Here is a 10,158-nt window from a genome sequence, read left to right as displayed (position 1 = left end):
AAATCGAGCGGCCCGGCAAAGTCGGGCAGCCAATCGGAGGCCGGCCCCGCCGAACCCTCTCGCGCTACCACGGCGACATCGCCCTCGGGCGAATCAGCTTTCCCCCGGCCCGCCATGACGTGAAGCTGGACCGAATCGACCCATGAGTCACGCATCTGTGGATAAGTTAACCTTAACCCAGATTAATCAAAATGGAGGCGGCGGTAGCTGCCGCGGAAGTAGAGCAAGGGATCGAGCCCCGGCTCGAAAGTCGCCTTCTTCACCTCGCCGACCAGGATGAAATGATCGCCGCCGTCATGGATGGCATGGCGCGCGCATTCGAACACGGAAAGCGAATCGAGCAGCACCGGGACGCCATGTTCGCCCATGCTCCAGGCGGTGCAGCCAAACCGGTCCTCGACCCTGGTCGAGAAGGTGATCGACGCCGGCTGCTGCTGGGTCTGAAGGACATTGACCGCGAAATGGCGGGCTTCGCTCAGCGGCACGGCGCTGGCTGCCGCCTTGGCGACGCACACCAGCAGCAGCGGCGGATCGAGGCTGAGCGAGGTAAAGCTGTTGGCGGTAAGCCCGACCGGCTGTCCTTCCGCATCCAGGCAGGTGACCACCGTCACGCCGGTGGCAAAACAGCCGAGCGCGTCGCGCAGCGTCCGCGGGTCGGAGCCGGTGCGATATTCGCGCGAGACTTGGGCGTCCGTCATCGCCGGACGCCATAGCGGCCCGCGCCCGCCGATGTCACGGGGCCAACCGCTTCAACCCCGAAAGATCGAGCGATTCGAGCTCGGCAGCTGAGACCTCCAGCGAGTCCGACACGAAATAGAGCGGCTGGAAGGTATCGCTGCGGTAGGCGGTCGCCGCCGCCTCCTTGAGCGTGAAGCGCGGGCGTGGCACGTCGGCCTCGATCGCGAAATGCGCTTCGCCAAAGCTCGAGGCCAGGCCGGCGCCGAGGATCTTCACCTCGCCGCCTTCACGGGCCAGCCCGAATTCGACCGTATGCCAGTAGAGCCGCGAGATGGTGTCGCCGAAGCCGTCGGCCACCGCCGCCACGCCAAGCCGGCCCATCGCCTGCATTAACCGCGCGACCGGCTCGTGCGCCAGCAACGGCACATGGCCGAAAATGTCATGGAAGCAGTCGGGCTCCTCCAGATAGTCGAGGCTATCGGCCGAGCGGATGAAATTGCCGATCGGAAAACAGCGCTCGGCCAGCATGGCGAAGAAGGCGTCGTCCGGCACCAGCCCCGGCACCGACACACAGCGCCAGCCGGTCAGCCGCTCGAGTCGTTCGTTTAATCGGCCAAGCTCGGGAATGCCCGGCTGGTCGAGCCCGAGCTTGGGAATTCCCTCGAGGAACGGCGTGACGATCCGCGTGCCAAGATATGGCACCTGCCGGGCGAACAGCGTGTCCCACACGCCATGCTCCTCGGCTGTGAAATAATGCCAGTCCTGCGGCACGAGATAGTCCTGCCAATCCTCCCTGAGCTTGCTCGGGGAGGGGGACCGTTCGGCGGAGCCGAATGGTGGAGGGGCCTTCTCATCAAATTCTCGAAACATTCTTCATTCCTTTGCGGGCAATAAAAAACCCCGCCGAAGCGAGGCTTGGCGGGGCGGCGGTCCTTAACTGAGTGCGTGCAGCCTCAGCCGGTCTCCACCGCATCGAGATAATAGCGGACCGCGGCCGACTGAATGGTCGGCGAAGCAATGTTCAAGGCGGCACGTACTGTCATTACGCGTCCCTTATCGAACTTCATGCCTGAACGGAAGATGGCCGGGGCTGGGTCCGCGTTGGCGCCGTTTCGTCCATCGTCAGGAACAGCGGCAGGACCGCCAGTGCGACGAGGCCGATCATCGCACCTGGCACGCTCGGCCACTGGGTCCAGCCGAGCAGCTGCTGGGCAAGATAGGGGGTCAGCCCGCCGAAAATGGCGGTGGCGAATGTCGCGCCCAGCGCCAGGCCGCTGAGCCGGCCTTCGCCGCCGAATTGCTCGGCGGTGGCAACTGCGCCGACCGCGCTAACTCCGCCCGCCACCATTGCCAAAATGACCGCGCCGAGCAGCGCCTCGGCGTGGGAGCCGCCGGCCATCAGCGAAAACATGGCCATCGGCAGGATCGCGCTGGCGAGGCACAGGGCGGCGAGCACCGGCTTGCGGCCGTAACGGTCGGACAAAAGGCCGACGAACGGAGTGACGAGGATCACCATGACCGCCGCCAGGGTCGACAGCCACAGCGAATCCGCCTCGGTCATCGAACCGGCCGTGGCCAGGAAGGCCGGCACATAGGTGATGCCGACATAATAAGTGATCGAACCCAGCGAGGAGATGGCGAAGGCGCGCAGGATGCCACCGCGATGCCGGGTCAGCGTGTGATGGATCGGATTGGCTGGAATGGTGTCTTCAGCGCGCTGGCGCTCGAAGTCGGGGGATTCGGCCATGGCATGGCGAGCGATCCAGACGCTGCCGGCGAGCAGGGCGCCAACCAGGAAGGGAATGCGCCAACCCCAGCTGTCCAGGTCCGGCGCACTCATCATGCTGACCGTCACCGCCGAAATTCCGACCGCGAGCAGCGCGCCGACCTCACTTGCCGCGGCTGCAAAGCTGGTGACCAGCCCCCGCCTCTCGTCACGCGCGCCTTCGAGGAGATAGGCGACCACGCCGGTATATTCTCCGCCGACCGCGAAGCCCATCACGCAACGCAGCAGGATCAGCAGCCATCCCGCCGCCGGGCCGATCGCCGCCCGCGTGGGAAGCAGGGCGATGGCCAGCATCGCTGCGGTCATCAGCGCGACCGACAGCAACAGCGTATGTCGTCGTCCATGGCGGTCACCGATGTGCCCGAAGAACAGGGCGCCGAGCGGGCGCATCAGATAGGCAATGGCAAAGCCGGCGAGCGTGGCGAGCAGCGAATTCTCGCCGCCGCCGAAGAAGACTCGGGAGAGCACGGTCGCGAAATAGAGATAGAGGGTGAAATCATACCATTCGACGATGGTCGAAAAGGCCGCGATCGCCTTCGATCCGCGCGAGACTTCGATCGTGGCGGAATCAGCCACCGGCCAGCCCGTTGATCGTCTTGGCCAGCTCGATGTCGCGCGGCGTTACGCCGCCGGTGTCATGGGTGGTCAGGCGAAAGTCGACCCGGTTCCAGACATTGGTGAATTCGGGATGGTGGTCGACCTTTTCGGCATGCATCGCGACCCGTGTCAGGAAAGCGAACGCTTCGGAGAAATCCTTGAACTTGAAGCTACGCTGCAAGGCCGAGTTGTCCTCGCTCGGCGTCCAGCCATTCGGTGGGTTCATTTCTCTGTCCTACACAATGTTGACCGGTCTATAGGCCCGTCGCGTCCATATTCGACTCGGTCCATTGGATCGAAGATTGTGAAGTTTGCGACCCCCTAATTTTGAGATGTAATCACAAACTTCGTAAACCTTACCGACTTGAAAAGCGAAGGAGGGCGGCGCACTGACCCGCCCAAAGGAGACTGACATGGCTACCGCCACTTCCGTTGAGCTCGGCCCATTGGGCCTCGAGAATCCGATGGGCACCGACGGCTTCGAGTTCGTCGAATATGCCGCGCCCGATCCCGAGCTACTGCGCTCGCTGTTCGCCAGGATGGGTTTCCCGGCCGTCGCCCGGCACAAACGCAAGAACGTCACGCTGCACCGGCAGGGCGACATCAACTTCATCATCAATGCGGAAGCCAAAAGCTTCGCCGAGCAATTCGCGGTCGATCATGGCCCCTGCGCCTGCGCCATGGCTTTCCGGGTCAAGGACGCCAGGGCAGCTCATGCCCGGGCGCTCAGCCTCGGTGCGACCGACGTCAAAAGCGACGTCGCCGAAGGCGAGCTCGACATTCCGTGCATCGAGGGGATCGGCGGGTCGCGGCTCTATTTCGTCGACCGTTACGGCAGTGGCGGCACCATCTACGATGTCGATTTCGACTATCTGCCCGACGCGGCGGAGCAGGAAGCGAGCCACGCCTCGCACCTCACCTATCTCGATCATCTCACGCACAATGTGAATCGCGGGCGGATGAACCATTGGGCCGAATTCTACGAGCGGCTCTTCAACTTCCGCGAGATCCGCTACTTCGACATCGAAGGGAAAGTCACCGGCCTTTTCTCCAAGGCGATGACTTCGCCCTGCGGCAAGATCCGCATCCCCCTGAACGAGAGCCAGGACGACAAGAGCCAGATCGAGGAGTTCCTCCGCGAATATAAGGGCGAGGGCATCCAGCATATCGCGCTGGGCAGCGACGACATTTACCAGACCGTCGACATCCTGCGGTCGCGCGGCATTCCGTTCCAGGACACGCCCGACACCTATTATGAGCTGGTCGACGAGCGGGTGAAGGACCATGGCGAGCCCACCGCCGAACTGGAGAAGCGCCGCATCCTGGTCGATGGTGCTCCGACCGAAGGCCAGGGCCTGCTGTTGCAGATCTTCACTCAGAATGTGATCGGCCCGATCTTCTTCGAGATTATCCAGCGCAAGGGCAACGAGGGCTTCGGCGAGGGCAACTTCAAGGCATTGTTCGAGAGCATCGAGCTCGACCAGATCCGCCGTGGGGTGATCGACGCCGAATGAGCGACAATCCCGCCGACGCGCTGGCCGAGCGCGTGGCCTTCGCCATGCTGGCCGCTGAGGGCACCGGCAGGGCCTGGGGCATCCAGATCGAGGAAGCGCGCGAGGGCTATTCGCGCATCCGCATGAAACTCACGCCTGATATGCTGAACGGCCATGGCAAGGCGCATGGGGGCATGGTCTATGCGCTGGCCGACACGGCCTTCGCCTATGCTTGCAACAGCCGCAATGTAAGGACCGTCGGCGCCCAGGCGACGATGGTGTTCCTCGATGGCGCCGAGGAAGGCGAAGTGCTGGTCGCTGAAGCGCAGGAGGCCGCCCTTGTCGTTAGGTCAGGGGTCTACAATGTCAGTGTCAGGACCGACACGGGCAGGCCGGTGGCCGAGTTCCAGGGATTTTCGAGATCGATCGGCGGTCCCTATATCGAGACCGGAGACGAAGTTTGACCGATGCTTTTATCTGCGATGCCGTCCGCACGCCGATCGGCCGCTATGCCGGGGCGCTTAGTTCGGTCCGGCCGGACGATCTAGCCGCGATTCCGCTGAGGGCGCTGAAGGAACGGAACCATGGCGTCGACTGGTCGGCACTGGACGACATCATCCTCGGCTGCGCCAACCAGGCGGGCGAGGACAACCGCAACGTCGCGCGCATGGCCGCGCTGCTCGCCGGGCTCGGCACGACCGCGCCGGGGACGACCATCAACCGGCTGTGCGGATCGGGCCTCGACGCGGTGGCCATGGCTGCGCGGGCGATCAAGGCCGGCGAGGCCGACTTGGTGATCGCCGGCGGGGTCGAAAGCATGACCCGCGCGCCGTTCGTCATGCCCAAGGCCGACGGAGCCTTTAGCCGGGCCAATGCGGTCTACGACACGACGATCGGCTGGCGCTTCGTCAACAAGCAGCTGAAGGCCGAATTCGGCATCGATTCCATGCCCGAGACCGCCGAGAATGTGGCCGAGGAGTTCCAGGTCAGCCGCGAGGACCAGGACCGGTTCGCGGCGGAAAGCCAGCGTCGCGCCGCCGCAGCGCAGGCCAATTGCCGGCTGGCTGCCGAAATCGTCCCCGTCACCATCCCGCAGCGCAAGGGCGATCCGGTGATCGTCGACAAGGACGAGCACCCGCGCGAAACCAGCGTCGAGGCACTGGCCAAGCTGAAGCCGATCGTCCGCGAAGGCGGGTCGATCACCGCCGGCAATTCCAGCGGCGTCAATGACGGCGCGGCCGCGCTGATTGTGGCGTCGAAGGCTGCCGTCGAGAAATATGGCCTGGCGCCGCGCGCCAGGGTGCTGGGCGGCGCGGTGGCCGGAGTTCCGCCGCGGGTCATGGGGATTGGCCCTGCCCCGGCAACGCAGAAACTGCTTGAGCGGCTGAGCCTTCAGGTCGCCGATCTCGACGTGATCGAGCTTAACGAGGCGTTCGCCGCGCAAGGACTTGCCGTGATGCGGCAGCTCGGCCTTGCCGACGACGCCGCCCATGTGAATCCCAATGGCGGCGCGATCGCGCTCGGCCACCCGCTTGGCATGTCGGGCGCGCGGCTGGCGATGACCGTCACCGAGGAGCTGCAGCGCAACGGCGGCCGCTTTGGCCTGGCCACCATGTGCATCGGCGTCGGTCAGGGAATCGCACTGGCACTTGAGCGCGTGTGATGGGCGTCCGGGACATCTGGACCGTCCTCAACGGCGTGCCGGACCCGGAAATTCCGGCGGTGTCGGTGCTCGACCTCGGCATCGTCCGCTCGGTCGAGGAAGACAAGGTGGTCATTACGCCCACCTATTCAGGCTGCCCCGCCACCCAGTTCATCGAGCAAAGTATCCGCCAAGCGCTCGATGCAAACGGCTATCGCGACGTCGCGATCGAGACGGTGCTGACGCCGCCCTGGACGACCGACTGGATCAGCGAGGAGGGCAAGGAGAAGCTGCGCGCCTACGGCATCGCTCCGCCTGAGCTGGCCAAGGCGGCGACCTGCCCGCAGTGCGGCTCGACCGACACCGAGGAGGTCAGCCGGTTCGGCTCAACGCCGTGCAAGGCGCAGTGGCGCTGCCAGGACTGTTTGGAGCCGTTCGACCGATTCAAGTGCCACTGATCAACCGCACTGCCCGCGGTGCAACAACTTGTGATCGGCCAACACCAAGGCGACCATCGCCTCGACCACCGGTGCGCCGCGAATGCCGACGCAAGGGTCGTGCCGGCCGCCGATTCCGATGCTCGAGGTCGGCTTGAACGCGACCCTGACGACAATCGCCTTGCCGGTCGAAATGCCGCCGTCGATGCCGCTGGCTTGCTTGGCCGCCATGCTGTCGCTGCCCCGAGCCCGTCCGACGGCGAACCCCTCGCCGATTTCGACCCCTTTGACGGCATTGATACCCATGCAGGCTGCCGCCAGCTCGGCGTCGAGCTTGGCATAGATGGGAGCGCCCCATCCGGCAGGGACGCCCACCGCGACGCATTCGATGATCGCGCCCAGGCTGTCACCACCTTCCCGGGCCTCGTCGAGCATCGCTTCCCAGCGGCTTTCGTCCGGCTCGCCACCAATTTCGACCACGCTTGCGGCGATATTGACTTCCGGGATGACCAGCCGCGCCACCGCGCCGCCGGCCACACGCATCGCCGTCTCCCGCGCCGACGCCCGTCCGCCGCCGCGGGGATCGCGGAAGCCATATTTGGCGTCGTAGACGGCGTCGGCATGCCCGGGCCTTGGCGGCAGGTTGGCATAGTCGCCGGGTCTTGCATCGACATTGTCGATCATCATCGCGATCGGCGTGCCGGTCGTCCGGCCGTCGAACACGCCGGACAGGATGCGAACCCGGTCCGGCTCCTGCCGCGGCGAAACATTCTTCGAGGTGCCCGGACGGCGCAAATCGAGGAATTGCTGCACCCAGGGCTCGTCCAATTGGAGATTTGGCGGACAGCCATCGACCACGCAGCCGATTGCGGGCCCATGGCTTTCGCCCCAGGTCGTCAGCCGGAACAAATGGCCTAGGCTGTTGATGCTCATCCGATGCCTGCTCCCAGCGACTGCATGACCTCAACGAAGTCCGGGAAACTGGTGGCAATCATTTCTGCCTCGTCAACCTCCACCGGCTGCTCGGCAGCGAGCCCCAGCGTCAGGAATGCCATGGCGATGCGGTGATCGCCTTGGGTCGCAACACCTGCACCGCCGCGCACCTTTGCCGCGCCGAAGATCCGCAACGTATCGCCGTCGGCAACTGCGCCTATCCCGCAGGCCGTGAGCCCGGCAATGACCGCGCCGAGCCGGTCGCTTTCCTTGAGACGCAGCTCCGCGAGACCTTCGATGACGCTCTCGCCATCGGCGAAGGCGCAGGCGATTGCCAGTACCGGAATTTCGTCGACCATTGCCGGAACCTGTTCCGCCCGGACATGGCACGGAGCTAGTGGCGCGGCTCGAACCCGCACATCGGCGACAATTTCGCCCGACTGGATGCGCTCGTTCGAAAGGTCGATCTCGCCACCCATTTGCTCCAGCACTTCATAGAGACCGGTTCGAAGCGGATTGACCAGCATCCCACGGACCATCACGTCCGATCCGGGGACGATTGTCGCGGCGACCAGCGGAAAGGCGGCCGATGACGGATCGGAGGCGATGCTCAGCTCGCAGGCCACCGGCGCCCGCCGGGTTCCGAGCGAAGTGGTCCAGCCGTTCGGGCCATCGTCGACCGCTACATCGCAACCGAATTGATGCAGCATGATCTCGGTATGATCGCGGCTCGGGACCGCCTCAATCACGGTGACTGGAGCACCGGTCCCCAGGCCGGCCAGCAAGATGGCCGATTTGACCTGGGCAGAGGCGGGGACATTGCGGTGTTCGATGCCACCAAGATGCGTGCCCTCGACGGCGATCGGCAGCCGGTCGCCGCCTTGAATCGTCGCACCCATCCGGGCCAATGGCAGCGTCACTCGCTGCATCGGCCGTGCGGACAGCGATGCGTCACCGCTGAACATGGCGTGGACGCCCGGCATGCCCGCCACTGCGCCCATCAAAAGCCGTGCCGCCGTGCCGCTATTGCCGCAGTCGATCGCCACCGGCCCGCGCCATGGCCCGCTGCGGACCAGCCATTCCTCGCCATGTTGTTCGACATTGCCGCCGAGTGTCTTGATCGCGGCCACCGTCGCGAAAATGTCCGCGCTTTGGAGCAAGCCGGAGATCCGGGTCGTTCCTTCGGCCATGGCGCCGAGGATCAGCGCACGATGGGAGCAGCTCTTGTCGCCGGGGACGTCCGCCTCGCCCTGGAGCGGCCCGCCGGGCCTGGCTGTGAGCTTCACGCCAGCAGCGCCGCGACGTGAGCGGCAAGGTCGATCGCCTGGGCGCGGTTAAGGCGCGGGTCGCAGGCGGTCAGCCAATTCTTTTCCAGCTCGTCAATCGACGCCGGCCCGCGCCCGCCGATGCATTCGGTGACGTCGAGCGCGCTCATTTCGAGATGCACGCCGGCGGGATACACGCCTTCGGCGCGGGCGATGGCGAAGAATCCGTCAACCTCCGCCAGAATATCCGGAAGGCGGCGGACCTTGCGCTTGCCGCTCATGCTGGTGTTGCCGTGCATCGGATCGATCGTCCACACCACCGGCCGGCCCTTGGTGGCGCGGAGCAGAGGCGGCAGCAGTTCGCCAATGCGCTTGGCCCCGAAGCGGCCGATCAAGACGAGCTTGCCATTTCGCCCAAGCGGATCGAGCCGGTCGATCAAGCTGCTTAGCTCATCGGCGCCAAGCGTCGGCCCGCATTTGACGCCGACGACATTTTCAATGCCGCGCAGATATTCAACATGGGCGCTATCGAGCTGGCGGGTGCGGTCGCCGAGCCACAGCATATGGCCCGAAGTCGCCCACCAGCGGCCGGCGGAATCGCGGCGGGTCAGCGGTTCCTCATAGGGCAGCAGCAAGGCTTCATGGCTGGTGAAGATCGGCGCTCCGGCGCCACGCGCCGCGGAGAGGCTCGCCGCGGTTCCGACCGACTGCATATGGGCGCGAATCATGCGTTGCGGATCGGGCCGGCGGGCGTTCGCATCGAATTCGATGCCATTGACGATATCACCGCGGTAGGCCGGCAGGGTCACGCCATCATGGGTTTCTTCCTGCGCGCTCCGGGGCTTGGCAAATTGACCCGCGATCCGGGCAGTCTCCACCAAGGGTCCCACGACATTGGGCCGAAGCCGGTCGGCCATGGCGTCGAACAGGCCGACGATCCCGGCCACCTGCTCGGCGACCGGATCATCGAAGCTCTCGGCGCAGTCGCCGCCCTGGAGCAAGAACCCACGACCGCCAGCCAAATCGGCAACCAGTTCACGCAGCCGCGACGCTTCCTCGATCCGGATGACCGGAGCCGAACCTTCGAGCCTGGCTTCCACCGCCCGCACCGCACTTTCGTCGGCATATTCCGGCATTTGCCGCGCCCGGTGGCCGCGCCAGCTGGCGGGGTACCAGCCGAGGTTCGAAACGAGCGTCGCATTCATCGTCGCCGCCCTAGCGCAAGCCGCGCCGCTTGCCAAAGCCGGGCGGCACGGCGATGAGCCGATAGTGCAACGGCTCGCCACCCGCATCGTCGACAAGCCATGGGGCCGGAAGGGCATCGATC

11 protein-coding genes are annotated in these 10,158 nt (G+C 65.2%); 4 read left to right on the top strand and 7 right to left on the bottom strand.

The window, feature by feature from the left end:
* Positions 1 to 182: 182 nt before the first annotated feature.
* The 4 genes from Q0C64_RS12025 to Q0C64_RS12010 form a co-directional block, all read right to left on the bottom strand.
* Complete coding sequence (locus Q0C64_RS12025; RefSeq protein ID WP_294124080.1) at positions 183 to 698, bottom strand: flavin reductase family protein; 516 nt, start codon at positions 696 to 698, stop codon at positions 183 to 185.
* A gap of 34 nt (positions 699 to 732) precedes the next feature.
* Positions 733 to 1,548: a phenylalanine 4-monooxygenase gene (locus Q0C64_RS12020; RefSeq protein WP_294124079.1), complete on the bottom strand. Its 816-nt coding sequence runs from the start codon at positions 1,546 to 1,548 to the stop codon at positions 733 to 735.
* 193 nt (positions 1,549 to 1,741) lie between these two features.
* Complete coding sequence (locus Q0C64_RS12015) at positions 1,742 to 3,040, bottom strand: MFS transporter (protein ID WP_294124078.1); 1,299 nt, start codon at positions 3,038 to 3,040, stop codon at positions 1,742 to 1,744.
* The gene (locus Q0C64_RS12010; protein WP_294124077.1) at positions 3,033 to 3,287 is read right to left on the bottom strand and encodes a 4a-hydroxytetrahydrobiopterin dehydratase; all 255 of its coding nucleotides are present in this window, start codon (positions 3,285 to 3,287) and stop codon (positions 3,033 to 3,035) included. Before Q0C64_RS12010 ends, Q0C64_RS12015 begins: the two co-directional genes overlap by 8 nt.
* A 187-nt stretch (positions 3,288 to 3,474) precedes the next feature.
* On the opposite strand from Q0C64_RS12010, the gene hppD reads away from it, so the two are divergent.
* From hppD to paaD, 4 genes are read left to right on the top strand one after another with little or no spacing between them, the layout of a single operon-like run.
* Positions 3,475 to 4,575 carry a 4-hydroxyphenylpyruvate dioxygenase gene (gene hppD, locus Q0C64_RS12005; RefSeq protein WP_294124076.1) on the top strand — a complete coding sequence of 367 codons (1,101 nt, stop codon included), beginning with the start codon at positions 3,475 to 3,477 and terminating at the stop codon, positions 4,573 to 4,575.
* A complete protein-coding gene (gene paaI, locus Q0C64_RS12000) occupies positions 4,572 to 5,018 on the top strand; it encodes a hydroxyphenylacetyl-CoA thioesterase PaaI (protein WP_294124075.1) in 447 nt (148 codons plus the stop codon). The genes hppD and paaI overlap by 4 nt, the downstream gene beginning before the upstream one ends.
* The gene (gene pcaF / locus Q0C64_RS11995; protein ID WP_294124074.1) at positions 5,015 to 6,217 is read left to right on the top strand and encodes a 3-oxoadipyl-CoA thiolase; all 1,203 of its coding nucleotides are present in this window, start codon (positions 5,015 to 5,017) and stop codon (positions 6,215 to 6,217) included. Before paaI ends, pcaF begins: the two co-directional genes overlap by 4 nt.
* Positions 6,217 to 6,654 carry a 1,2-phenylacetyl-CoA epoxidase subunit PaaD gene (gene paaD / locus Q0C64_RS11990; protein WP_294124073.1) on the top strand — a complete coding sequence of 146 codons (438 nt, stop codon included), beginning with the start codon at positions 6,217 to 6,219 and terminating at the stop codon, positions 6,652 to 6,654. Before pcaF ends, paaD begins: the two co-directional genes overlap by 1 nt.
* Here the strand turns inward: paaD and Q0C64_RS11985 are convergent, their stop codons facing one another.
* Genes Q0C64_RS11985 through Q0C64_RS11975 form a run of 3 tightly spaced genes read right to left on the bottom strand, consistent with a single transcriptional unit; the run spans position 6,655 to position 10,036 of the window.
* Entirely contained in the window at positions 6,655 to 7,566 is a 912-nt protein-coding gene (locus Q0C64_RS11985; RefSeq protein ID WP_294124072.1) for a chorismate synthase, read from the bottom strand.
* Positions 7,563 to 8,852, bottom strand: a complete 1,290-nt coding sequence (aroA, locus tag Q0C64_RS11980) for a 3-phosphoshikimate 1-carboxyvinyltransferase (RefSeq protein ID WP_294124071.1) — start codon at positions 8,850 to 8,852, stop codon at positions 7,563 to 7,565. Before aroA ends, Q0C64_RS11985 begins: the two co-directional genes overlap by 4 nt.
* Complete coding sequence (locus Q0C64_RS11975; protein WP_294124070.1) at positions 8,849 to 10,036, bottom strand: 3-deoxy-7-phosphoheptulonate synthase; 1,188 nt, start codon at positions 10,034 to 10,036, stop codon at positions 8,849 to 8,851. The genes aroA and Q0C64_RS11975 overlap by 4 nt, the downstream gene beginning before the upstream one ends.
* Positions 10,037 to 10,158 lie beyond the last annotated feature (122 nt).

Origin of the sequence: Sphingomonas sp. (assembly GCF_023266535.1) — a bacterium.
In the GTDB taxonomy this organism is placed as follows: Bacteria; Pseudomonadota; Alphaproteobacteria; order Sphingomonadales; family Sphingomonadaceae; genus Sphingomicrobium.
The sequence above is the reverse complement of the archived record's forward strand: the minus strand, read 5'-3'. Positions and strand labels throughout refer to the sequence as shown.